At 57.8% G+C, this 22,707-nt stretch carries 18 protein-coding genes and 1 tRNA gene; 11 read left to right on the forward strand and 8 right to left on the reverse strand.

Translation table 11 applies throughout. The features are described 5' to 3' along the window. Nucleotides 1-95 precede the first annotated feature (95 nt). Nucleotides 96-299 carry a hypothetical protein gene (locus HMPREF2541_RS02295; RefSeq protein ID WP_003823751.1) on the reverse strand — a complete coding sequence of 68 codons (204 nt, stop codon included), beginning with the start codon at nucleotides 297-299 and terminating at the stop codon, nucleotides 96-98. 234 nt (nucleotides 300-533) lie between these two features. Between HMPREF2541_RS02295 and HMPREF2541_RS02300 the strand changes: the two genes are divergently transcribed. Next, entirely contained in the window at nucleotides 534-932 is a 399-nt protein-coding gene (locus HMPREF2541_RS02300) for a VOC family protein (RefSeq protein ID WP_003823752.1), read from the forward strand. Between the two features lie 210 nt (nucleotides 933-1,142). Here HMPREF2541_RS02300 and HMPREF2541_RS02305 read toward each other — a convergent pair whose 3' ends face one another. The 3 genes from HMPREF2541_RS02305 to HMPREF2541_RS02315 form a co-directional block, all read right to left on the reverse strand. Next, on the reverse strand, nucleotides 1,143-3,170 hold the full coding sequence (locus HMPREF2541_RS02305; RefSeq protein ID WP_035580643.1) for a site-specific recombinase: 2,028 nt from the start codon (nucleotides 3,168-3,170) through the stop codon (nucleotides 1,143-1,145). A 451-nt stretch (nucleotides 3,171-3,621) separates the two neighbouring features. Further along, nucleotides 3,622-4,539 (reverse strand): permease-like cell division protein FtsX, encoded by a 918-nt coding sequence (ftsX, locus tag HMPREF2541_RS02310; protein ID WP_070541542.1) that lies wholly within the window; start codon nucleotides 4,537-4,539, stop codon nucleotides 3,622-3,624. After that, nucleotides 4,536-5,189, reverse strand: coding sequence for a cell division ATP-binding protein FtsE (locus HMPREF2541_RS02315; protein WP_003823759.1), 654 nt, complete (start codon nucleotides 5,187-5,189; stop codon nucleotides 4,536-4,538). The genes ftsX and HMPREF2541_RS02315 overlap by 4 nt, the downstream gene beginning before the upstream one ends. Before the next feature lie 166 nt (nucleotides 5,190-5,355). On the opposite strand from HMPREF2541_RS02315, the gene HMPREF2541_RS02320 reads away from it, so the two are divergent. From HMPREF2541_RS02320 to HMPREF2541_RS02345, 6 genes are all read left to right on the forward strand, one after another. Beyond that, nucleotides 5,356-5,859 (forward strand): adenylyltransferase/cytidyltransferase family protein, encoded by a 504-nt coding sequence (locus tag HMPREF2541_RS02320; RefSeq protein ID WP_003823760.1) that lies wholly within the window; start codon nucleotides 5,356-5,358, stop codon nucleotides 5,857-5,859. After that, nucleotides 5,856-7,586 carry a biotin--[acetyl-CoA-carboxylase] ligase gene (locus tag HMPREF2541_RS02325; protein ID WP_070541545.1) on the forward strand — a complete coding sequence of 577 codons (1,731 nt, stop codon included), beginning with the start codon at nucleotides 5,856-5,858 and terminating at the stop codon, nucleotides 7,584-7,586. The genes HMPREF2541_RS02320 and HMPREF2541_RS02325 overlap by 4 nt, the downstream gene beginning before the upstream one ends. Then, nucleotides 7,583-8,374, forward strand: coding sequence for an SPOR domain-containing protein (locus HMPREF2541_RS02330; RefSeq protein ID WP_003823762.1), 792 nt, complete (start codon nucleotides 7,583-7,585; stop codon nucleotides 8,372-8,374). The genes HMPREF2541_RS02325 and HMPREF2541_RS02330 overlap by 4 nt, the downstream gene beginning before the upstream one ends. A 306-nt stretch (nucleotides 8,375-8,680) precedes the next feature. Continuing rightward, nucleotides 8,681-9,304 (forward strand): superoxide dismutase [Mn], encoded by a 624-nt coding sequence (gene sodA / locus HMPREF2541_RS02335; protein ID WP_088383564.1) that lies wholly within the window; start codon nucleotides 8,681-8,683, stop codon nucleotides 9,302-9,304. A 90-nt stretch (nucleotides 9,305-9,394) separates the two neighbouring features. Further along, a complete protein-coding gene (gene yhbY, locus HMPREF2541_RS02340; protein ID WP_003823765.1) occupies nucleotides 9,395-9,679 on the forward strand; it encodes a ribosome assembly RNA-binding protein YhbY in 285 nt (94 codons plus the stop codon). Between the two features lie 135 nt (nucleotides 9,680-9,814). Beyond that, a tRNA-Leu gene (locus HMPREF2541_RS02345) sits at nucleotides 9,815-9,899 on the forward strand. A gap of 262 nt (nucleotides 9,900-10,161) precedes the next feature. Here the strand turns inward: HMPREF2541_RS02345 and HMPREF2541_RS02350 are convergent. The 4 genes from HMPREF2541_RS02350 to leuE form a co-directional block, all read right to left on the reverse strand. Further along, on the reverse strand, nucleotides 10,162-11,211 hold the full coding sequence (locus tag HMPREF2541_RS02350; protein ID WP_035580647.1) for an NAD(P)-dependent alcohol dehydrogenase: 1,050 nt from the start codon (nucleotides 11,209-11,211) through the stop codon (nucleotides 10,162-10,164). Nucleotides 11,212-11,585: 374 nt separating this feature from the next. Then, nucleotides 11,586-14,795, reverse strand: a complete 3,210-nt coding sequence (gene carB / locus HMPREF2541_RS02355; RefSeq protein ID WP_003823769.1) for a carbamoyl-phosphate synthase large subunit — start codon at nucleotides 14,793-14,795, stop codon at nucleotides 11,586-11,588. A 233-nt stretch (nucleotides 14,796-15,028) separates the two neighbouring features. Further along, the gene (locus HMPREF2541_RS02360; RefSeq protein WP_003823770.1) at nucleotides 15,029-15,370 is read right to left on the reverse strand and encodes a hypothetical protein; all 342 of its coding nucleotides are present in this window, start codon (nucleotides 15,368-15,370) and stop codon (nucleotides 15,029-15,031) included. Nucleotides 15,371-15,498: 128 nt separating this feature from the next. Then, nucleotides 15,499-16,152: a leucine efflux protein LeuE gene (leuE, locus tag HMPREF2541_RS02365; RefSeq protein ID WP_003823771.1), complete on the reverse strand. Its 654-nt coding sequence runs from the start codon at nucleotides 16,150-16,152 to the stop codon at nucleotides 15,499-15,501. 170 nt (nucleotides 16,153-16,322) lie between these two features. Here leuE and yaaA point away from each other — a divergent pair, with 170 nt between their 5' ends. The 4 genes from yaaA (at nucleotide 16,323) to HMPREF2541_RS02385 (ending at nucleotide 22,456) form a co-directional block, all read left to right on the forward strand. Continuing rightward, a complete protein-coding gene (gene yaaA / locus HMPREF2541_RS02370; protein WP_035580935.1) occupies nucleotides 16,323-17,096 on the forward strand; it encodes a peroxide stress protein YaaA in 774 nt (257 codons plus the stop codon). Nucleotides 17,097-17,799: 703 nt separating this feature from the next. Next, nucleotides 17,800-19,227, forward strand: a complete 1,428-nt coding sequence (locus tag HMPREF2541_RS02375) for an amino acid permease (RefSeq protein ID WP_070541551.1) — start codon at nucleotides 17,800-17,802, stop codon at nucleotides 19,225-19,227. Nucleotides 19,228-19,332: 105 nt separating this feature from the next. Continuing rightward, complete coding sequence (mnmE, locus tag HMPREF2541_RS02380; RefSeq protein ID WP_003823778.1) at nucleotides 19,333-20,700, forward strand: tRNA uridine-5-carboxymethylaminomethyl(34) synthesis GTPase MnmE; 1,368 nt, start codon at nucleotides 19,333-19,335, stop codon at nucleotides 20,698-20,700. Between the two features lie 436 nt (nucleotides 20,701-21,136). Continuing rightward, nucleotides 21,137-22,456 carry an MFS transporter gene (locus HMPREF2541_RS02385; RefSeq protein WP_003823780.1) on the forward strand — a complete coding sequence of 440 codons (1,320 nt, stop codon included), beginning with the start codon at nucleotides 21,137-21,139 and terminating at the stop codon, nucleotides 22,454-22,456. Nucleotides 22,457-22,707 lie beyond the last annotated feature (251 nt).

Here is a 22,707-nt window from a genome sequence, read left to right on the forward strand (position 1 = left end):
CTTTCTTCCTTAATTTGCAGTGTGTTATCTTCATGTTTCGAGGGTAACGTATCTGCTAATCTAGTACAGCCCCTATAGATATTTTCTTGTTGTTCTCAACAATGCCAAAGATATAACAGCATATCAATAAATACGTTCACAAGTTTTTTAGGAATGCAGTCTTTATCCTGATATTCTCCTTTTACAACCGATAAAGAATTTATCAGATTATCGCAGTCATCATCAGTAATCCCTTCCCTTGTCATTGCCCTAAATGAAATATCAAGGTAAGAATCAATAAATATATCTATACTATCCATTTTATTTCCTTGTATATCTAGATAAGCATAGCGAACTTAGGGCGGATATTTATACCCGTACGGTTTTTAGGTAATTTTGGGGATGGGTGTCGGATTCAAGAATCCGAGCTGCGGCTGCTTCGTCCAAATCTTTTTCAGGTAGCCTTTACTTGGGTGCAGGCCGGATTCTTGAATCCACCCTTCCTAATCAATTAAAATTATTGAATAGTTTCCCCATCGCAAAAGGAGTTTACCATGACCCAACTGCAAAGCGCCCTATCGCATGTTTCCCTCGGCACGAATCAATTTGAGCAGGCCGTCGCCTTTTATGATGCCGTGCTCGCGCCGTTGGGCATCCGCCGCGTGCTGGATTTGAGCGAACATCGTGCCATCGCCTATGGTCGCGCCTTCCCTGAACTTTGGATTCAGGCACCGCACGACGGGCAGCCCGCGCAAACCGCCAACGGCGTGCACATCGCCTTTTTGGCAGAAAACAACGCACAAGTGGACGCCTTCTACGTCGCCGCCCTCACCCACGGCGCGAAGCCCGACGGCGCGCCCGGCAAACGCCCGCACTACGGCGACGCCTACTATGGCTGCTTCGTGCGCGATTTGGACGGGCACAAAATCGAAGCAATGGCTTGGAACGAATAGATTCTGCGGAGAAGAGAGGCTACCTGAAAATTTCAGGTAGCCTTTTTCCCCTCGGCAGTAAGCATAGGTCGAATACTGGTATCCGACAAACCTGCACCGCTGTCATTATTACCCGTTATCGCCATACTTGAAATGTCGGGTTCAAGAATCCGACCTGCGGCTGCTTCGTCCAAACCGTTTTCAGGTAGCCTTTCCCTGCCCGCTATGCCGCTATTTGCTCGGCGCAGCGGGCTTTTTCTCGGCTTCGGGCGTGTCGCTCGGCGGGAAGAACAGGCTTTTGGGTTTTTGTTTCACCAGCGAGATGGTGCTGCCGATGATTTGCAGCGGGTTGTCCAGCACGGCGTCGCGCGAGCGCAGGGCTACCCAGAGGGTGATGGAGAAGCTCACCAGCAGGTTCACCACGCCGATCAGCAGCACCATCAATAAGTTGGCGGTGAAGGAGAAGAAGCCGATGTCGCCGCTCACGGCGGCGTAGCCCAGGTTGGCGGAGGAGAAGGCAACGTGGCGGATGTCGAGCGGCAGGCCGGTAAGATGGCCGAGGTAGCCGGTCATGCCGAGGAGCCAGCCGAAACAGAAGTTGCCCATGATGGCGCCGTAGTGGTTGTGGATGTAGTCGGCCAAACGCTGCCGCCAGGCGGCGGGCAGGATGCGTTTGAGCAGGGGGTGTTCGCGCAGGCGCAGTTTGAGGTTGAGGTAGTCGGCGCGGTTGTCGAAGAAGCCGGCGATGATGCCGGAGCAAAACAGCCACACGCCGGCGATGGCGGCAAACAAGAGCGCGGGGGTGCTGAACACGGCGAGGGATTTGAGCTGGTAGGCGGTGGTGGCCGTATCCAGCAGGGGGCTGCCGAAATGGTGGGCGAAGGCGTGGCTGATGAAGACGGCCAGCAGCACAGACACGATGACGTTGCCAAACACGGCCACGCCCTGCGAGCGGATTACGTCAATCAATAGCTGGGCGAGCTTCTGGTTCACAGCGCGGCCGCTGCTGCTGCGTTCCACGGCTTGGGCGAAGCGGGCGGCGGTCATGGCGGGCTGTTTGGTGGCCACGGTGAAGTGCAGCATGTGGATGAGTACGAAGCCGATGCCGTAGTTGAGGCTGGCGAGCACGGCGTGGTAGAGGTGGCCGCCGGGCAGGCTGCCGATGTGGATTTTGAGCAGCGCCATCAGGGCGATGAGTACGCCGCCGCCGGCCGCGGAGCGCAGCATGCCCCAGTATTCGCTGCGGTTGCGCGTGATGTAGTGTTCGCCGTGGCGGCTGGAATTTTGGCTGATGCTGCGGGCGAGCATTTTCACGTTGCTGCGCCACAAGGGCATGATGCGCCGCTGTGCCACCACGGCCACGGCGATTTCATTGGCCAGGAGTAGGGTGCGCAGCAGGCTTTGGGTGCGGTTGCGCGCGGCAAACAGCGCCATGAGCCGTTCCATGCGGGCGAGGGTTTGCTGGAGGCGTTGCAATAGGTGTGCCACGGCCATGGAAGAGCCGGCGCCGGCGCCGGTGCCTTTGCGTTGCAGGCGTTCGATGAGGGTGCGGCATTGCGCCAGCATCACGTTTAAATGGCCGGCATCGTAGGTGGTGCGGGAGCCGGGTTGGCGGCTGCGCTGGAAATCGAGCCAGTCGGATACTTCGCGCATCAGGCTGACGAAGGGCGAATCCACATCGAGCAGCCTGGGCTCGAGGCGGATCAGGTCGTGGTCGAGGTCTTCGGCGGCCACCCATATGGAAAGCATTTCCACGGCATACAGGCTTTCGTCGCGCAGGTGGCGGCCGCACATTTCGCGCACGGCGGGCTCGGTTTGCCGCTGGATGGTGCTCAGGAGGCGCAACCAGGCGGAAAGCGGGATGGCAGCGAGCCATGCGCCGTCGTTGCTGCTGCAAAACAGCAGCGAGAGCACGTCGCGCAGGTCGTTGCAGTCTTTATAGGCGGGATTGAGGCGCTCGTAGAGGCGGTGGCGGAATTCGTGGCCGAAGCCGGAGCGGGAGAAGATGCCGATGGTGATCAGGGTGGGGTACACGCGCACGCTGGAGAGCCAGCGGCACAGCAGGGTGGCGATGGCTTTGCCTTCGCCGCCTTCTTGCCGCAAATGGTTGCACAAGATGCCGAAGCGCACCTGCGCGCCTGCCGCGCCGCCCTGCCGCAGCCAAGTCACCACTGCCTGTAACACGCGCAGCGCATTGCCTTCGGCGGCGGCGCGGCTGATGGTTTCAGGTAGCGTGTGTCGGGGTTTGCGTGTGAACATAGGCTTCCTTTTTGTTGCTCCGGCCAGAGCCGGCAGCGGATGTGCGAAAAACTGCGACCACCTTTTCAGGTAGCCTCACGAAAAAAAAGGGGGAGCGATTGTAACAGATTGCCGTTTGAGGGCAAAAAGGAGGGCTGGGAAACGGGAAGGTATAGGGTGGGCTGAAGATTGATTGGCAAAGGGTTTCCGCTTTTCAGGTAGCCTCATGGCGTGATCAAAGGCTACCTGAAGCTTTATAGTGGATTAAAATAAGAATGGGACAAGGCGGCGAGCCGCAGACAGTATGAGCAATACGGCAAGGCGAGCCAACGCAGTAGCATTCTTATTTAATTCACTATATGCCAAAGGGGCTGCGGTTTGCCGCAGCTTTTGGTTTTTCAGGTAGCCTTTATCGGTATGGCATCAGGCTACCTGAAAAATGTTTTTAGAGCTTTCAGGTAGCCTTTGGCTGTTAATGGCTCTTGGCTTTGAATTCCTGCAAATGCCGGCTGCCGGCCAGCCAGGCGCCGGCCATGCCCAGGCCGCACACCACGGCGATAATCACGGCCATTTCCCAGCCGTGGAAGAAGCGCCAGTCTAAGTTCAGGCCGTAGGGGCTGAAAATACGGTCCACCAGCGGGCGGGTGGTGCGCATCAGCCAGCCGCACAGCACCAGGCTCAAGGCGGAAGACAACACGCCCTGCCACAAGGCCTGATAGAGGAAGGGGCGGCGGATGAAGGAAGCGGGCGCGCCCAACAGCTTGGTGATTTCGATTTCTTCGCGCCGGCTGAGGATTTGCAGGCGGCTGGTGTTATACGCCACCAACACCAGCGCCGCGCCCAGCGTGAGCACCAAAAAGCGGAACACTTGATGCACGAATTCGTTGATTTGGAACAGGGTTTGCATCCATTCGGCATCCATCTGCACGCTCTCGGCCTTGGGCAGCGCGGCCAAATCGGCCCGCAGGGCGTTTTGCTCTTCGGGGGTGGCGCCGTCTTTGGGCGTGATCACGAAGGCGTCGGGCAGCGGGTTGGCATCGAGCATCGACACCAAATCCTGCCCCTGAAACGCCTGCTGCAGCTCGGCCATGCCCTGCTGTTTGCTCACGTATTCGGCTTTTTCGATGCGGCTGTCTTCCGCCAGCTTGGCGCGGATGGCGGCGATGTCGGCCTCGGCGGCTTCGGGCGTGAGGTAGATCGTCATCTGCGGGGCTTGGTTGAGCCGGCCGAGCACTTCGGTGCTGCTTTGCACACCTAAATAAAGCATCAGCGGCAAGGTCATGGCGGCGGCCAGCATCAGCAGCACCATCAATGTGCCCAAGGGCTGGCGCACGAGTCGGGCAAAGGCCTGGCAGGCGGCTTCCAGATGCAGTGAGAGATAGTGTTTCATGCGGCAAACCTGCCTTCCTGCAAACGCAAAATGCGGTGGCCGTAGTCGGCCATCAGGGTTTCGTCGTGGGCGGCCACGATGACGGTGGTACCGGCTTCGTGGAAGGTTTTGAAGAGCTCCATAATATCGAGCGCGTAGGCGCGGTCGAGGTTGGCGGAAGGCTCGTCGGCAATCAGGAGGCCGGGCTGGTGCACCACGGCGCGGGCAATGCACAGGCGCTGCTGCTCGCCGCCGGACAGGGTAATCGGATCGGCCGTTTCGCGCCCGCCCAAGCCCACTTTTTCAATGGCGATGCGGGCGCGTTTTTCGGCGGTTGCGCGGTCGTAGCCGATGATGCGCAGCGGTAGCAATACGTTTTGCAGCACGTTGCGGTCGAACAGGATTTTGTGGTCTTGAAACACCAGGCCGATGTGCTGGCGCAGATAGCCCAGGCGGCTGTCGTTGAGCGTGCCGAGGTCTTGGTTGTTCATCCACACTTTGCCGGAGGTGGGCTTGGTGATGCCGGCAATCAGCTTGAGCACGGTGGATTTGCCCGCGCCGGAATGCCCGGCCACGAAAATCATCTCGCCCTTGCTGATTTTGAAGCTGACGTTTTGCAGGGCGTGGAAGCCGCCGGGATAGGTTTTGGAAACTTGTTCGAAACGGATCATGATGTGAGCTTGGGAGTGAATGGGTTTCAGGTAGCCTTTAGGAAAACGCCGTTTGAGGCTACCTGAAAACAAGCCTGCAGATTATACGGTAATTCCCGCCCGCCCAACACCAAGCAGCGGCGTAGAAATGGTATCATCCGCGCTTTATTATCTTGGAAGAGCTGCCATGACTGCCTGGCCCACCCCCGATTTCGAACGCAAAATCTGCCCGCCCGAGGCGCTGGCCGGGAAATTGGCCGAGCTGCCGCGCCCATTGGTGTTCACCAACGGTTGCTTCGACATCCTGCACCGCGGCCACGTTACCTACCTCGCCCAAGCCCGCGCGCTCGGCGCGGCGATGGTGCTCGCGCTCAACACCGATGCTTCCGTGCGCCGGCTGGGCAAAGGCAGCGACCGCCCCATCAACCCGCTGGCCAACCGCGCCGCCGTGGCCGCCTCGCTGGCGAGCGTGGATTTGGTGACTTGGTTCGATAGCGATACCCCGGCCGAACTCATCGAACTGGTGCGCCCCGATATCTTAGTGAAAGGAGGCGACTGGCTACCTGAAAACATCGTCGGTGCCGCCGAAACCTTGGCGCGCGGCGGCCAAGTGTATTCCATCCCCTTCCTGCACCAAACCTCTACCACCCAAACCCTGGCCAAAATCCGTGCCGCGGAGCAAGGCTCATGATGCAGGCCGTGCACTGGCAGCTGCTGGCCGCCTTGGCAGACGGCCGGTTGCACCACGTTACCGAACTGGCGCGCCGCATCAGCCGCAAGCCGCCGCAGCTCAACGCGCTCTGGCAGCAAGTGCCGCCGCACATCCGCGGCCTGCTGCGCCAGCAAGACGGCCGCTGGCGGCTGGTGCGCCCGCTGGCGATTTTAGACAACGCCGTTTTGCAACAGCAGGCGGCAGCCGCCGGCTGGCAAGCCGAACTGTTGCACGAACATCCTTCCAGCAACAGCTATCTCATCGCCCAAGCCAAAGCCGGCAGCCCGATCCACCGCCGCATCGTGTTCGTGCACGATCAAACCCAAGGCCGCGGCCGCCAGGGGCGCAGCTGGCAGAGCCGCATCGGCGAATGCCTAATGTTCAGCGCCGGCTGGTGTTTTTCCCGCCCGCCGGCCGAGTTGGGCGGCCTCACGCTCGCTGCTGCGCTGGCTTGCTGCCGCGTGCTGCGTGAGTTGGGCGTGCCCGCGCAGATTAAGTGGCCAAACGATTTGGTCATCGGTGGCGAAAAGCTCGGCGGCATCCTGACGGAAACCGTGCGTTGTAACGGCCAAACTGCGGTTGTGATCGGCATCGGCATCAATTTCGTGCAGCCTAAAGCGGTAGCCGATGCCGAAGCCGTGCAGGGCAGCGCGCCCAATATCGCCGTAAGCCGTCTCACCGAACGCCTGCTGCCCGAGTTGGCGGATACTTTCGAGCAGTTCGACAGCGAAGGCCTCTCCCCTTTCCTCGCGGGCTACCACGCCTGTCACCGCGACCAAAACCAGCCCGTTCGCCTGCTGCGCGACGGACAAACCCTGCTGCAAGGCACAGCCTTGGGCGTGGATGAGGGCGGTACGCTGCGTATTCGCGATGCCGAAGGCACGGAACATCATGTAGTGAGCGGCGAAATCAGCCTGCGCCCGCTGCACAGACAAAATACCGCCCCGCCCGATGGCAAACAAGACAAAATGCTGCTGCTCGATGCCGGCAACAGCAAACTCAAATGGGCATGGGTGGAAAACGGCCGCATCACGGCGGCAGACAAAGCTGCCTATTGGAATCTCGAGTCACTTGCCCACAGTTGGCAGGAGCACGGCGGCGAACACGTGCGCATCATTGGCTCGGCAGTGTGCGGCGAAGCCAAACAGCAAGCCGTGGCCGAACAACTTGGCTGCGAGCCGGAATGGCTCGGCTCCATGCCGCAGGCTTTGGGCATCCGCAACCACTACCGTCGCGTGAGCGAGCATGGTGCCGACCGCTGGTTCAATATCCTCGGCAGCCGCCTTTTCACCGAACACGCCTGCGTGGTGGTGAGCTGCGGCACCGCCGTAACCATCGACGCCCTCACCGCCGACAATCATTACTTGGGCGGCAGCATCATGCCCGGCTTCAACCTGATGAAAGAGGCGATGGCGCAACACACCGCCAACCTTAACCGCCCCACCGGCCGCGCCTACTCCTTCGGCACCACCACCGCCAACGCCATGGCCGGCGGCATGCTCGATGCTATTTGCGGCGCGGTTTTGCTGATGCATACCCGCCTGCAGCAGAAACACCCCGGCCAAACCGTGGCCGTGATCATCACCGGCGGCGGCGCTGCCAAAGTAAAACAAGGGCTACCTGAACAATTTGCTTTGGACAACCCCATTCAAATTGTGGATAATCTCGTGCTTCACGGATTACTCAACTGGGCTGCACAAACATGAAGTGGCTGTTTGCTGTTTTGGTGGCATTAAACATAATCGTCTTCGGCGGGATGCTGGTAACGCGTATGGCGCAACAACAGCAGCCCGCGCCCGTTGTGCAGCCGCAACAGCCGCAGCCCACCACCGTAGTGGTGCATGCCGCCCCCGCCCAGCCAGTTGCTCCGCAGCAGACGGCTACGCCTGTACTGCCGGTGGATGCAGGCCGTCCCCGTAACGCACCTGCTGCCCCCGGCCGCCCCAACACCCCGGCCAAACCTGCCGGCGAAGCCCAGCCTAAGCCTACCCCCGAAAGCGGCATTCGCGCGCCCAACACCGCCTGCACCGCCGTGGCTGTGTTGCCGGAAGACGACTACCACCGCATCAAAGGCCTGCTCGCCCGCTGGCCGCACGCCGCCACCCGCGTGGTGGAGCGCCGCCGCGATTCCGGCCGCCCCCAGCGTGGCAGCGAACGCTACCAAGTGAGCGTAACCATTGAAGGCGATGTGCAAGAATTCACCTCCAAAGTGCGTTCGCAGGGCTTCCGCAACGCCAGCGTCGCCGGCGGCCGCATGAGCCTCGGCTCGTTTAGCAGCGAACAGCAGGCTGAGCAAACTGCCGCCAGAGCCCGCCAAGCCGGCCTCAATCCGCAAATCATCCGTACCGGCTCAAGCGGCGGCGAACAATCTGCCGAATTGGGCGAATCCAAAATGCAGATAACGTTTATGAACGTAGATGATAACGCCGCCGCCGGTATCAGCAGCGTTATCAGCCGTTACTCGCACTTACGCCGCGCCCCTTGTCGTAGATAAATGATTTGATCGAATAAGCAAAAGGCTACCTGAAATTTTCAGGTAGCCTTTTATCTATGTATCGTTGTTATCAATAGTGATGAGGCAAGTCGTGGCTGTATTGCCCTGATGAGGAAACGATAAAAAAAACCTTGAATTGCCAATGGATAGCACTTATCATTGCCGCTTTTATAGCTGAAGCAATTATTTCTCCTCCTCAGGTGGTGAGCCGCAGGCAGTACAAGTTGTGCAGCAAGGCAAGCCAACACAATAGGAAGGAATCAATGCCCCAGCCATGCAAAACACATCTGAAAAAGGAAACTGATTATGGCATACCAACTGCCCGCACTGCCCTACGCCTATGACGCGCTAGAGCCGCATTTCGATACGCAAACCATGGAAATCCACCACAGCAAGCATCATCAGGCCTATGTAAATAACGCCAATGCCGTGTTGGCCAACCTGTCCGAGTGGGAAAAACTGTCTGCTGAAGAGCTGATCGCCCGTTTGGCCGAACTGCCCGAAAATGTGCGCACCCCGCTGCGCAACAACGCCGGTGGCCACGCCAACCACAGCCTGTTTTGGCAAATCCTGAAAACCGGCACCACCCTGCAAGGCAAGCTCAAAGCCGCCATCGAGCGCGATTTCGGCAGCGTGGAAGCCTTCCAGGCCGAGTTTGAAAAAGCCGCTGCCACCCGTTTCGGTTCAGGCTGGGCTTGGCTGGTGTATGAAGACGGCAAGCTCAAAGTCGTTTCTACCGCCAACCAAGACTCCCCGCTGATGGGTCAGGCCGTATCCGGCACATCCGGCTACCCGATTATCGGCTTGGACGTGTGGGAACACGCCTACTACCTGAAATTCCAAAACCGCCGCCCCGACTACATCAAAGCCTTCTGGCAAGTAGTTAACTGGGACGAAGCCGCCCGCCGTTTTGAAAGCGTGGCCGCCTAAGCGCCTGCCTGATGAAACAGGCTACCTGAAAGCCCGTTCGGCATTTTCAGGTAGCCTTTTCCAATCACTTAGCAAATACCAATCGATAAAATGGCAACACTCAGCAACGAAGACATCCGCCGCTTCAAACAACAAGCCCACCAACTGCGCCCCACCGTGCTTATCGGCAAACAAGGGCTCACCGAGGCCGTGATTAAAGAAACCGACACCCGCCTCACCGCCCGCGAGCTGATCAAAGTGCAAGTGGCCGGCGACGACAGGCAGGAGCGCATCGCCATCGCCGAAGCCCTATGCGCCGCCACCGGTGCCGAACTGGTGCAGCACATCGGCAAACAGCTGGTGCTGTGGCGGCCGAAGCCTGAAGAAAAAGAGTAGGGCGCTGCACATTTTTTTCATGCAGGGCAGGCCAAAGCTGTATCAGTGTCGGTTGATTTGTTATTCCGCAATATAATCCGATTTCAAACAGCATCTTGCCAAACCGGCATATTGCAGTATAATGCCGCCTTTCCTGCGGACGTGGCGAAATTGGTAGACGCACCAGATTTAGGTTCTGGCGCCGAGAGGTGTGAGAGTTCGAGTCTCTCCGTCCGCACCAATATTTTTATATTTTTCATTATGTTATGTAACGCTTGGTGTAAGTGTGGTGCAAATCACATCATCGGGCGTTTTTCTTTTTGGCGGTCTAGCCACCCCTTCAATCTCTGCCCTTTACCACCAAAAATGCTTCTTTGACACGGGTATTCGTGGCGGGAAATCTGGGCGCAGTGCATATTGCTCTAAAAAGTTCGTCTTTTTGTCCGCACCACACTCAAAAAGCAGCCCAAAATTTTGGGCTGCTTTTTCATGTCAGACAATCTTTACAGCGTGGCGATGTCGATCACGAAGCGGTATTTGACATCGCTTTTCAGCATCCGCTCGTAGGCGGTGTTGATGTCGGCCATGTTGATCATTTCCACGTCGGCGGTGATGTTGTGTTCGCCGCAGAAATCCAGCAGCTCTTGCGTTTCTTTGATGCCGCCGATGAGGGAACCGGCGACTGTGCGGCGGCCAAGGATCATCGGCACGGTATTCAGCGGCGGGGTGACTTCGCCCAGCAGGCCGACGTACACCAGCGTGCCGTCGAGTTTCAGCGTCGGGATGTAGGGGTTGACGTCGTGCGCATAGGGGACGGTGTCGATGACGAGTTCAAACTGGTTCGCCACGCTTTGCATCTGCGCGGCATCGGTGGAAATCACCACGTTGTGCGCGCCGAGGCGTTTGGCGTCTGCCGTTTTGCCGGGGCTGCGCGAGAAGAGGGTGACTTCTGCGCCGAGGGCGTGAGCGAGTTTGATCGCCATATGGCCGAGGCCGCCGAGGCCGATGACCGCGACTTTGCTGCCTTTGCCGACGTGCCAGTGGCGCAGCGGCGACCAGGTAGTGATGCCGGCGCAGAGGATGGGCGGCACGGCTTTGGTATCGAGGTTTTCCGGCACTTTCAGCACGAAGGCGTCGCTGACGGTGATGGTTTTGGCATAGCCGCCGTAGGTGGGCTGGCCGTCGTGTTTGTCGATGCTGCTGTAAGTCGCGACGAAGCCGTTTTCGCAGTATTGCTCGAGATCGTGTTTGCAGGGCTCGCAGTGGCGGCAGCTGTCGACGAGGCAGCCGATGCCGACGAGGTCGCCGGCCTTGAACTTACTGACCTTCGCGCCGACGCTGCGCACGCGGCCGACGATTTCATGACCCGGCACCACGGGGTATATCGTGCCGCCCCAGTCGTTACGGGCGGTGTGCAGGTCGCTGTGGCAGACGCCGGTGTAGAGGATGTCGATAACGACGTCGTCGGCGCGCGGCGTGCGGTATTCGAAGGAGAAGGGGGTGAGCGGGCTGGTGGCGGATTGGGCGGCATAGGCTTTGACGGTTTCGGTCATGGCTTGGAGCTCCTATTGAAGTGGGTAAAAGAGGTGGCTATTGGCCAGGGAGTGCTGATTCCAATCAGAAACGTAAACTCGGCTTTGAAAACTGCAATTTGCAGAGGAGATGGGCTTTCAGATTGCCGGGAGCCCAATTTTTGCCAGCCAAGGCTTATATCGGATTTAGTATTCCATATTATCCATTTATCCTAATCCCAAGACAATTTAGATAACATGTTACTTCCAGAGGCTCTTAACAACCCTGCCATAATGCCCATCATCCCCAACACACCCAGCAGGTGTCTCATTCATGCTCCCGTGCTACAAAATTGAAACAAAAAGGCTATCCGGCAATATTCCGGATAGCCTTTTTACTATTTTCAGGTAGCCTCTTATCCTTTCAAGCGGGCGAGTAAATCCTGCACGCTATATACGCCGAGGAGGTTGAAGCTTTTCATCCCTTCGCTCATGGCTTCGCCACCGGCCACGGTGGTGTATTGCGGCACGCGTTGGGTGAGGGCGCTGCGGCGGATGCTGTGGCTGTCGGCCACGGACTGCGGGCTGCTGGCGACAGTGTTCACCACCAGCGCGATTTCGCCGTTTTTAATCGCGTCCACAATGTGCGGGCGACCTTCGGGCACTTTATTGACTGCCTGCACCACCACGCCGTGCTCTTTCAGGTAGCCTGCCGTGCCGCGTGTGGCGCAAACGCCGTAGCCGAGTGCTTGGAAGTTTTGCGCGGTTTTCACGATAAGCGGCTTGTCTTCTTCGCGCACGGAAAGGAAGATTTTGCCGGTGGCGGGCATGCGTTCGCCTGCGCCGAGCTGGGCTTTGAGGTAGGCTTCGCCGAAGGTTTCGCCCACGCCCATCACTTCGCCGGTGGAGCGCATTTCCGGGCCGAGGATGGTGTCTACGCCGGGGAATTTGATGAAGGGGAACACGGCTTCTTTAACGGCATAGAAATCGGGGACGACTTCTTTTTCCACGCCTTGCTCTTGCAGGGAAATACCCGCCATACAGCGTGCGCCGACTTTGGCGAGCGGCACGCCGGTGGCTTTGGAGACGAAGGGAACGGTACGGCTGGCGCGCGGGTTCACTTCCAACACGAACACCACGCCGTCCTGCACGGCAAACTGGACGTTCATCAGGCCGACCACGCCCAGCGCGTACGCCATGGCTTTGGTTTGGCGGCGGATTTCGTCTTGGATTTCTTCGCTGAGCGAGTAAGGCGGCAGCGAACAGCCGGAGTCGCCGGAGTGGATGCCCGCCTGTTCGACGTGTTGCATGATGCCGCCGATAACGACGTCTTTGCCGTCTGAAACGCAGTCCACATCGACTTCAATCGCGTTGTTCAGGAAGAAGTCGAGCAATACGGGGCTGTCTTCGGATACCTGCACGGCTTCGCGCATGTATTTTTGCAGCTCTTCGGCGGAGTGGACAACCTGCATAGCGCGGCCGCCGAGGACGTAAGACGGGCGCACGACCAGCGGATAGCCGATTTCTTCGGCTTTGACGAGCGCTTCTTCTTCGTTGTGGGCGATGCGGTTGGGCGGCTGGCGCAGGCCTAAGTCGTTCAACACTTTTTGGAAGCGTTCGCGGTCTTCGGCGGCGTCGATGCTGTCGGCGGACGTGCCGATGATGTTTACGCCGTTTTCAACCAATGCGTTGGCGAGTTTGAGCGGAGTTTGACCGCCGTAATGCACAATCACGCCCCACGGGTTTTCGGTGCGGACGATTTCCAACACGTCTTCCAGCGTCAGCGGCTCGAAATACAGGCGGTCGCTGGTGTCGAAGTCGGTGGACACGGTTTCGGGGTTGCAGTTGACCATAATCGTTTCAAAGCCGGATTCGCGCAGGGCGAGCGCGGCGTGGACGCAGCAGTAGTCAAACTCGATGCCCTGACCGATACGGTTCGGGCCGCCGCCGAGAATCATCACTTTTTTACGGTCGGAAGGACGCGCCTCGCATTCTTCTTCGTAAGTGGAATAGAGGTAGGCAGTTTCGGTGGCGAACTCGGCGGCGCAGGTATCGACGCGTTTATACACGGGATGCAGCTTCAGCGCGTAGCGGTGTTCGCGCACTGCTTTTTCTTTTACGCCTAAAAGCTGGGCGATGCGTTTGTCGGAGAAGCCTTTGCGTTTCAGACGGCGTAAGGCGGCGAAATCCAAATCTTGCAGGCAGCCTGCACTTACCTGCTGCTCTTCTTTCACCAAGTCTTCGATTTGCGCCAAGAACCAAGGGTCGATGGCGCAGATTTCGTGGATTTCTTTCAGCGTGAAGCCCGCGCGGAACGCGTCTGCCACAAAGAGCATACGTTCGGGGCCGGGGTTCGCCAGTTCGCGGCGGATTTCCGCTTTGTCTTCGCTGCGCGGATTGAAACCGCACAAGCCCGTTTCCAAGCCGCGCAGGGCTTTTTGGAAACTTTCCTGAATGGTGCGGCCCATCGCCATCACTTCGCCCACCGATTTCATCTGCGTGGTCAGGCGGTCGTCTGCGGCGGGGAATTTTTCAAACGCAAAACGCGGGATTTTAGTTACCACATAGTCGATGGAAGGCTCGAACGACGCGGGCGTGCGGCCGCCGGTGATGTCGTTGCGCAACTCGTCCAGCGTAAAGCCGACAGCCAGTTTCGCCGCCACCTTCGCAATCGGGAAACCTGTTGCTTTTGAAGCCAGCGCGGACGAACGGCTCACGCGCGGGTTCATCTCAATCACAATCATCTCGCCGTTTTCAGGGTTTACCGCAAACTGCACGTTCGAGCCGCCCGTATCCACGCCGATTTCGCGCAATACCGCCAAGCTTGCGTTGCGCATGATTTGGTATTCCTTGTCCGTCAGCGTTTGCGCCGGCGCAACCGTAATCGAGTCGCCCGTATGCACGCCCATCGGGTCGAAGTTTTCAATCGAGCAGATAATGATGCAGTTGTCGGCCTTATCGCGCACCACTTCCATCTCGTACTCTTTCCAGCCGAGGACGGACTGCTCAATCAGCAGCTCATGCGTGGGCGACGCATCGAAACCGCGTTCGCAAATCGCCAAAAACTCATCTTTATTGTAGGCAATGCCGCCGCCCGAACCGCCCATGGTGAAAGACGGGCGAATCAGCGTCGGGAAGCCGACCTGTTCCTGCGCCGCCAAGGCTTCGTTCATCGTGTGGCAGACAAAGGATTTCGGGCAGGAGAGGCCGATTTTCTCCATCGCTTCCTTAAAGCGGCCACGGTCTTCCGCCTTGTCGATGGCGTCTTCGGTTGCACCGATTAATTCGACATTGTATTTCGCCAGCACGCCGTTGCGCGCCAAATCCAGCGCACAGTTCAGCGCGGTCTGACCGCCCATCGTGGGCAGAATCGCATCAGGCCGCTCCTTGGCGATAATCTTCTCCACCGTCTGCCACATAATCGGCTCGATGTAGGTAACATCCGCCATTTCAGGGTCGGTCATGATGGTGGCGGGGTTGGAATTCACCAGAATGACTTTATAGCCTTCTTCACGCAAAGCCTTGCAGGCCTGTGCGCCCGAATAGTCAAATTCGCAGGCCTGACCGATAACGATAGGGCCGGCGCCGATGATAAGGATGGATTTTAGGTCGGTACGTTTGGGCATGGTGTTTTACCTTAGAGGTTTCAAGTTATTTAAAACTATATGTAACTAGGTTGCTTGTGCTCTATATTAAGATATTCTTCAGCAAGTCGTAGCTCGCATGAGGGAGTTACGCGGTACACATTCTACTAGTTTACTTCACGAGGCTACCTGAAAATCGGCCAATCCTTTTTAGCCTCGCAGAAACTCAGCCTTGCTCAGCAAGACATTATTTTCAGGTAGCCTTGCTTTGGTGCTTAACGGGAAATTAGGCCGACGGTGAAGTCGGTTTCGCCGCGTGCGTCTTCGAAGAGGCCGATGTTGTAGCGGTGGGCTTGGCCGCAGGCGCGGACGGTCCACACTTCGCGCACCTGCATACGGCCGTGCACTTTGTGGGCGCTGTTGATTTTGCTGTGTACGGATTCGATGTTGCGGCAGTTGAACGAGGCGGCTTCGGCAGTACGTACGACTTTGAGCACGTCGTCGCGTAGGATGTTGTCGCTGCCGAAAGTGGCGCTTTCGCCGCTGAAGGCTTGGTTGCCGAGGCTGGAGCAGGCGGACAGGGCGAGGGCGGCGAGGAGGGGGATGAATTTGCGCATGGGGATTCCTTAATTCGGCAGTGATGGAGCGCGAGGCCAAATGCTGCCAATTATACGGCAATCTGTTGTGCTTTTCAGGTAGCCTGAGCAGTTATTTCTATCTGAATGAGGCTAGCTGAAACGCTAAATTAAAACTCGATTCCGGCCAGCCACAGGCTCACGGCGAAGCCGATAAAGAGCAGGCCGGTGGCGGCGGTGCAGGCGGTGGTAACGCGGCGGTGGCGGCGGAATAGGTTGGCGAGGCGGTGGCCGGCGAAAACGAGCAGGGTGAGATAGCTGAAGCTGACGGTTTGCATCACCAGTGCCAGCAGCAGGAAGGAGAGGGCGGGGTGCGGATAGGCGGGATCGACGAATTGAACGAAAAACGACAGCAAAAATAGGATGGCTTTGGGGTTGGTGAGGCTGAGCAGTAGGGCGCGTTTGAAGATGTGCCCGGCGGGCGGGGTGGGTGGCAAACCGGCTGCCAAAACGGGCGGCGGGGCAAACCATTTGCGCACTGCGCCGCGCAAGAGGCCGAAGCCGATGTAGGCCAGATAGAGGCCGCCGGCGAGTTTCATGGCGTGAAATAGGGCGGGATAGAGCTTGAGCACCGTGCCGGCGCCGAGCACGGTGAGCAGGATTAGCACTAAATCGCCCAGCAGCACGCCGCATACGGCGCGGTAGGCCTTGCGCGCACCATGTTGTGCGGCCACGGAGAGGCAAAACATGCTGTTCGGACCGGGCATGATGATGAGGATGATGGTGCCGATCAGGTAGGAGAGGGGGTTGATGATGCCGAACATGGTTTCAGGTAGCCTTTTATGGAGGCGGCTATTTTAATGAGGTAGGCGGGGTAAAGGCTACCTGAAAACTATCTGCAAACTATCGCGCCGATTTATTCCGTCGTTTGCCTGTTGCCCCGCAGGCGGCTAAACTGCCCGCCAATTTGCACACCTTAATTAAAGAGAACGCCATGTTTTTCATCCTCTCGCCCGCTAAAAACCTGAACGAAACCGCCGCCGCGCCCACTAAGGAACACAGCCAGCCCGCGCTGCTTGAGCAGTCTGCCATTCTGATGGCGCAACTGTGTGAGCTGGCGCCGCAGGATTTGTCGGCGCTGATGGGCGTGTCGGACAAAATCGCCCGCCTCAATGCCGAGCGCAATGCGGCCTGGCAGCCGCCGTTTAGCCTGCAAAACGCCAAGCAGGCGGTGTATTTGTTTAACGGCGATGTGTATGAAGGTCTCGATGCCGAGAGCCTTGCCCCGCCGCAAATTGATTGGCTGCAAAGCCATGCCGGCCTGCTCTCCGGGCTCTACGGCCTGTTGCGCCCCTTAGATTTAATCCAGCCCTACCGTTTGGAAATGGGCACCAAGCTGACCAACCCGCGCGGCAAGGATTTATACGCCTTCTGGGGCGGCCTGATTACCGAATTGCTGGCCGAACGCATGGTCGAGGCGCAAACCGATGTGTTGGTAAACCTGGCTTCGCAGGAATATTTCAAAGCCGTGCAGCCGGCCAAACTCGGCGGCCGCCTGATTACCCCTGTGTTCCAAGACGAGAAAAACGGGCGCTACAAAATCATCAGCTTCTATGCCAAACGAGCCCGCGGCCTGATGCTGCGCTATGCCGCCGAACGCGCCATCACCGAGCCGGAGCAGCTGCTGGATTTCAATAGCGAGGGCTACGCCTTCTGCGCGGCGGCTTCTTCGGAAAACGAATGGGTGTTCCGACGCGGCGAGCAGTGATGCGCGGCAGGCCGTGATGGAGAAGCGGAGGCTACCTGAAATTTGGGAAGTGCGGCCGGGGCGGCATTTTCATTTTGAGCCGGCGTTTTCAGGTAGCCTTTTGTCGAGCCCACACTAATCGGCTTTGCTGTTTTATTCCCCTTTGACAACCGGCAACGGCATTGTTCCGCACCGCGTGCCGCCACATCAAGCAGGCTACCTGAAACCCAACCGGGCATTTTCAGGTAGCCTGCAAGTATTTTTGCGGAGGCCGCTGGCCAAATGTGGTTTTTATGTTACGTTTTGCCGCAGCGGCAGCGCGGGGCTTGCTTGGCGCGTGAGGCCAGGTATCAAGCGGCTTTCGGGGCAACGGGTTGGGTGCTGGTTGAGTAATGTGTCAATTAAAAAAGGCAGCTAATTTGGCTGATTTGGCCGCTAGGGGAAATTATGGGTTTTTCAGCGGGCGATCAGAGTTTATAATCCGCCCAAAATTGAGTTGCGGTGCTGGCGCGCCGCGTGTGCGTAATAACGTATAGCTAAAGTCGTTTTTCTTTGCCGTTCAATGGTTTGCGGCAGAAAAGATTTTGGCTATATGCTTTTTTGAAAGGAACCAATAATGAGTTCTTTCGATGGTAACTCTGCTGCGGCGGTAGCCGTGGCGCCCGCACCGGCTTCTTCCGGCAGCACCAAAGTGCGTCGTCATTTAAAGTCGCGCCATCTTTCTATGATTGCCATCGGCGGCAGCATCGGCACCGGCCTGTTTATGGCCAGCGGCAGCGCCATTCATATGGCGGGCCCGGGCGGTGCCTTGGTGGCTTATGCCGCCATCGGCCTGATGGTGTATTTCCTGATGACTTCCTTGGGCGAAATGGCCACCCATCTGCCGGTGTCCGGCTCGTTTTCCACTTATGCCGCCAAGTTTGTTGATCCCTCGCTGGGTTATGCCTTGGGTTGGAACTATTGGTTTAACTGGGTGATTACGGTGGCGGCGGATATTTCCATTGCCGCGCTGGTGATCACGTATTGGGAACCGATGCGCTTTATGCCGCCCTGGGGCTGGAGCCTGCTGTTTTTTGGGCTGATTGTGTTGCTGAACTTGTTGTCGGTCAAGGCATTTGGCGAATCGGAATATTGGTTTGCGATGATTAAGGTGATTACGGTCATCGTGTTCCTCGGCGTGGGTGTGCTCACTATTTTCGGCCTGTTGGGCGGCGAATACGTTGGCTTGACCAATTTCACCGTGGGCGAAGCGCCGTTTTTGGGCAGCGGTTTCCCAGGTAGCTTCTTAACCATGCTGGGTGTGTTCTTGATTGCCGGCTTCTCTTTCCAAGGCACAGAACTCATCGGCATCACCGCCGGCGAATCAGAAAACCCGAAAGAGAGCATCCCGAAAGCCGTAAAACAGGTATTTTGGCGCATCCTGATTTTCTACATCCTGGCTATTTTGGTGATCGGCTTGCTCGTGCCTTATACCAGCCCGGAGCTGTTGGGCGCGGAAAGCGTGGAAGAAATCGCCAAATCGCCGTTTACGTTGGTGTTTGAGCGCGCCGGTTTGGCTATGGCGGCGGCAGTGATGAATGCGGTCATCCTCACTTCCATTCTCTCCGCCGGCAATTCGGGTATGTATGCTTCGGCACGTATGCTGTATGCCATGGGTAAAAATGGCATGGCGTTTAAAGGTTTTCGTAAAGTAAACCGTTTCGGCGTGCCGATGCGGGCGGTTTTGGCCACAGCCGTGGTGGTGATAGCGCTGTTTTTAATCGAGATTTTTAACGATGGCGCGTATCAGTATATTGTGGCGGCCTCCGGCCTCACCGGCTTTATCGCCTGGCTTGGCATCGCCATCAGCCACTACCGCTTCCGCCGCGCCTATATCGCTCAGGGCTTTGAGTTGAAAGACTTGGATTACCGTGCCAAATGGTTCCCCTTCGGCCCGCTGATTGCGTTGGTGTTGTGCGTGTTGGTGATTTTGGGGCAGGACACCGAGCTGGTGATGAGCGGCGCCATCGATTGGCAGCGGATTATGGTGACCTATATGGGCTTGCCTGTATTCTTCGGTTTCTACCTCTACCACAAACTGCGCTACCGCACCCGGGTGATCCCGCTTGAGGAAGTGGATTTGGGCGACGAGGAAGAGGAAGAAGACGAATAAGCCGCTTCATATAAAAGGCTACCTGAAAACCGTGTTTCAAGTTTTCAGGTAGCCTTTTGTAGTTGTGTTATATTGCTTTTTATTGTTATGGTTTCAGGTAGCCTTATGTCATCGCCATCCACTTCCACCATCGCCGCCATCGCCACTGCCGCCGGGCAGGGCGGGGTGGGCGTTATCCGGCTTTCCGGCAAGCAGCTGCTGCCGCTGGCGCAGCAAATCAGCGGCGGCAAAACCCCGCAGCCGCGCCGTGCGCTCCACACCGATTTTGTCGATGCCGCAGGTGAAGCCATCGACAACGGCCTTCTGCTCTATTTCCCTGCCCCCGCCAGCTTCACCGGCGAAGACGTGATCGAGCTGCACGGCCACGGCGGGCGCGTGGTGTTGCAGATGCTGCTGCAACGCTGCTTCGAGCTGGGCGCGCAGCCGGCCGAGCCGGGCGAATTCACCAAACGCGCCTTCTTAAACGGCAAGCTTGATTTGGCGCAGGCCGAAAGCGTGGCCGACCTTATCGATGCCGCCAGCCAATCCGCTGCGCGCCTGGCCGTGCGCTCGCTCAAAGGCGCGTTTTCCCAACAGATTCACGAGCTGGTGGACGAGCTCATCACCTTGCGCATGCTGGTGGAGGCTACCCTGGATTTTCCCGAAGAAGACATCGATTTTCTGGCCGAAGCCAAGGTGGACGAGCGCCTCGCCGCCTTGCAGGAGCGTCTTGTCCGAGTGCTTGCCCAAGCCGAGCAGGGCGCGATTTTGCGCGAAGGCATGAACGTGGTGCTGGTGGGCGCGCCCAATGTGGGCAAATCCAGCCTGCTCAACGCCTTGGCGGGTGAGGACGTGGCCATCGTTACCGACATCGCCGGCACCACCCGCGACACCGTACGTGAGCAGATTACGCTCGAAGGTATCCCCGTGCACATCATCGACACCGCCGGCCTGCGCGATACCACCGACCCGGTGGAGCAAATCGGCATCGAGCGCAGCCGCCAAGCCGTGCAGCAGGCCGATGTGGCCTTGATTCTCATCGACCCGAACGAAGGGCTGAACGAGGCTACCTGTAAAATCCTCGCCCAGCTGCCGCCCGGGCTCAAACGCATCGAAATCCGCAATAAAATCGACCTCAGTGGCGAAGCGGCGGAAAGCTGTGAGCAAAGCGGCCAGCCCAGCGGCGCCGACACCCTGATCAAACTTTCCGCCAAAAACGGCGCCGGGCTTGATTTGCTCAAACAGGCATTGCTGCAGCAAATCGGCTGGCAGGGCGAAAGCGAAAGCTTGTTTCTCGCCCGCAGCCGCCACTTGCGCGCGCTGGAAGCCGCCCAAGCCGAGCTCGAACTCGCCGCCCTGTGCGGCCGCCACCAGCTCGAACTCTTCGCCGAACACCTGCGCCTGGCGCAAAACGCCTGCAATACCATCACCGGCGAATTCAACGCCGATGACCTCCTGGGCGTGATTTTCAGCCGCTTCTGTATCGGCAAATAGAGCGTTTGGAAGGCGGATACACCGCACATTGCGGGTTGGTTTCCCGCTTGCGGTAAGAGAAAGGCTACCTGAATTTTCAGGTAGCCTTTCTGCGTGGTAGAACCGTTTGGGATTAGGTGTTTCATTATTTAATACATTGATATTATGTTTAATTTGTGTAGCATGGTGGTGAGGGGATTTGGGGCAAGGGAAACTTGGCCAGGTTGCCGCCGCTTTGAGGCAAATGGCTGGCATGTGCCGTTATGGCTCGTTATAATGCGAGTTATTATTATTTTTGTGCAGTTAAATTTATCAATTCATATTCTGCTTTTATGCCAAGCATATAGTGATACGGCTTATTGGAAATTGAAATAAATTCAACTATATCATTTCGATGTTTTCAAACTGTGCCGCTGTGTTTCAGGTAGCCTTTCCACATTGCACGAGGAGAAACCCAATGGATATTTTGTCGCGCCTTCATGCTCTGCCTTTAAGCCGTTTCCACTACCGCCTGCTGGTCTTAATCGGGCTGGGCTGGTTGTTTGATGCGATGGACACGGGTATGGTGTCATTTGTGTTGGTTACTTTGGCTAAAGAGTGGGGCTTGAGTGCGCAGCAGTCGGGCTGGGTGGTGAGCATCGGCTTTGTGGGCATGGCGCTGGGCGCGGTGTTGAGCGGTTGGGCGGCCGACCGTTTCGGGCGGCGCAATGTGTTTGCCGGCACCATGGTGCTCTACGGCGCGGCCACGGGTTTGTGCGCGTTGTCGCCGAACTTGGCCGCGCTGCTGTTTTTCCGCTTCTGGGTGGGCTTCGGCTTGGGCGGACAGCTGCCGGTGGCGGTGTCGCTGGTGAGCGAGTATGCGCCGCCGAAGGTGCGCGGGCGGTTTATCGTGCTGCTGGAGAGTTTTTGGGGCTTGGGCTGGCTGGCAGCGGCGCTGGCTTCGTATTTCCTGATTCCGAAATTCGGTTGGCACAGCGCGTTTGCGGCGGGCTCGGTGCCGCTTTTGTATGCGTTTGCGGTGTGGAAGCGGCTGCCGGAATCGGTGCCTTATCTGATTGCGGCGGGCAGGGCGGAGGAGGCGCACGAATTGGTGTGCCGTTTGGAGGCGGAATCGGGCGTGGCGCAGGCGGCAGAAATGATTGTGCCGGCTGCGCAGAAGAAGGAGAAAATCCGCCTCGCGCAGCTGTGGCGGCCGCCGTTTGCCCGCCGCACGCTGATGCTGTGGCTGATTTGGTTCGGCATCGTGTTTTCTTATTACGGGATTTTCACTTGGCTGCCCAAGCTGTTGGCGGGGCAGGGCTATTCGGTGGTGAAAACGTTTGAATATGTGCTGGTGATGATTCTGGCGCAGCTGCCGGGGTATTTTGCGGCGGCAGTGCTGGTGGAGAAAATCGGGCGCAAGGCCACGTTGGCGGGCTTTTTGGGCGCGTGTGCGGTGTGCGCCTACTGTTTCGGCCAAAGCGCCTCTACGCTAGAAATCATGCTGTGGGGCAGTTTGATGTCGTTTTTCAACCTGGGCGCGTGGGGCGTGCTCTACACTTACACGCCGGAGCTGTATCCGGTGCGCTTCCGCGCCTTCGGCTCGGGCTGGGCGGGCGCGGTGGGGCGCATCGGCGGGATTGTGGCGCCGATGGTGGTGGCCGGTATGAGCGGCAGCGGCGGTTTCGCGCGGATTTTCGTGATGTTTGCGGCGGTGCTGGCGGCGGTGGTGCTGGTGATCGTGCTGCTGGGTGAGGAAACGAAGGGGCGCACGCTGGAGGAAATCAGCGCGGATTGATGGGGTGGAGCGCTAAAAAGGCTACCTGAAAAATTTTCAGGTAGCCTTTTTAAAGACGGCTGGGGGCTACCTGAAGATTTGAAAGGCGGCAGACGTAGCTTGCCAATTTAAATAGGTGGCTGCCATGCCGGATTGGGAAGGGAAACTGATATGATAAAACTTGATATGATTTATCGAATGGCAAAGCAACATGAATAAGATAGATAAATATAATTATAAGGGGCTTAGGAAGCAAAATCACTCAATATAGT

The organism is Eikenella sp. HMSC061C02 (assembly GCF_001809035.1).
Classification (GTDB): Bacteria; Pseudomonadota; Gammaproteobacteria; order Burkholderiales; family Neisseriaceae; genus Eikenella; species Eikenella corrodens.

Coding starts and splice junctions, on each gene's coding strand:
- HMPREF2541_RS02325 (WP_070541545.1), top strand. CDS start 5,856: ATGATGCAGGCCGTGCACTGGCAGCTGCTGGCCGCCTTGGCAGACGGC.
- HMPREF2541_RS02295 (WP_003823751.1), bottom strand. CDS start 299: ATGGATAGTATAGATATATTTATTGATTCTTACCTTGATATTTCATTT.
- mnmE (WP_003823778.1), top strand. CDS start 19,333: ATGTCATCGCCATCCACTTCCACCATCGCCGCCATCGCCACTGCCGCC.
- yhbY (WP_003823765.1), top strand. CDS start 9,395: ATGGCAACACTCAGCAACGAAGACATCCGCCGCTTCAAACAACAAGCC.
- HMPREF2541_RS02350 (WP_035580647.1), bottom strand. CDS start 11,211: ATGACCGAAACCGTCAAAGCCTATGCCGCCCAATCCGCCACCAGCCCG.
- yaaA (WP_035580935.1), top strand. CDS start 16,323: ATGTTTTTCATCCTCTCGCCCGCTAAAAACCTGAACGAAACCGCCGCC.
- HMPREF2541_RS02300 (WP_003823752.1), top strand. CDS start 534: ATGACCCAACTGCAAAGCGCCCTATCGCATGTTTCCCTCGGCACGAAT.
- ftsX (WP_070541542.1), bottom strand. CDS start 4,539: ATGAAACACTATCTCTCACTGCATCTGGAAGCCGCCTGCCAGGCCTTT.
- HMPREF2541_RS02305 (WP_035580643.1), bottom strand. CDS start 3,170: ATGTTCACACGCAAACCCCGACACACGCTACCTGAAACCATCAGCCGC.
- carB (WP_003823769.1), bottom strand. CDS start 14,795: ATGCCCAAACGTACCGACCTAAAATCCATCCTTATCATCGGCGCCGGC.
- HMPREF2541_RS02375 (WP_070541551.1), top strand. CDS start 17,800: ATGATTGCCATCGGCGGCAGCATCGGCACCGGCCTGTTTATGGCCAGC.
- sodA (WP_088383564.1), top strand. CDS start 8,681: ATGGCATACCAACTGCCCGCACTGCCCTACGCCTATGACGCGCTAGAG.
- HMPREF2541_RS02320 (WP_003823760.1), top strand. CDS start 5,356: ATGACTGCCTGGCCCACCCCCGATTTCGAACGCAAAATCTGCCCGCCC.
- leuE (WP_003823771.1), bottom strand. CDS start 16,152: ATGTTCGGCATCATCAACCCCCTCTCCTACCTGATCGGCACCATCATC.
- HMPREF2541_RS02330 (WP_003823762.1), top strand. CDS start 7,583: ATGAAGTGGCTGTTTGCTGTTTTGGTGGCATTAAACATAATCGTCTTC.
- HMPREF2541_RS02385 (WP_003823780.1), top strand. CDS start 21,137: ATGGATATTTTGTCGCGCCTTCATGCTCTGCCTTTAAGCCGTTTCCAC.
- HMPREF2541_RS02315 (WP_003823759.1), bottom strand. CDS start 5,189: ATGATCCGTTTCGAACAAGTTTCCAAAACCTATCCCGGCGGCTTCCAC.
- HMPREF2541_RS02360 (WP_003823770.1), bottom strand. CDS start 15,370: ATGCGCAAATTCATCCCCCTCCTCGCCGCCCTCGCCCTGTCCGCCTGC.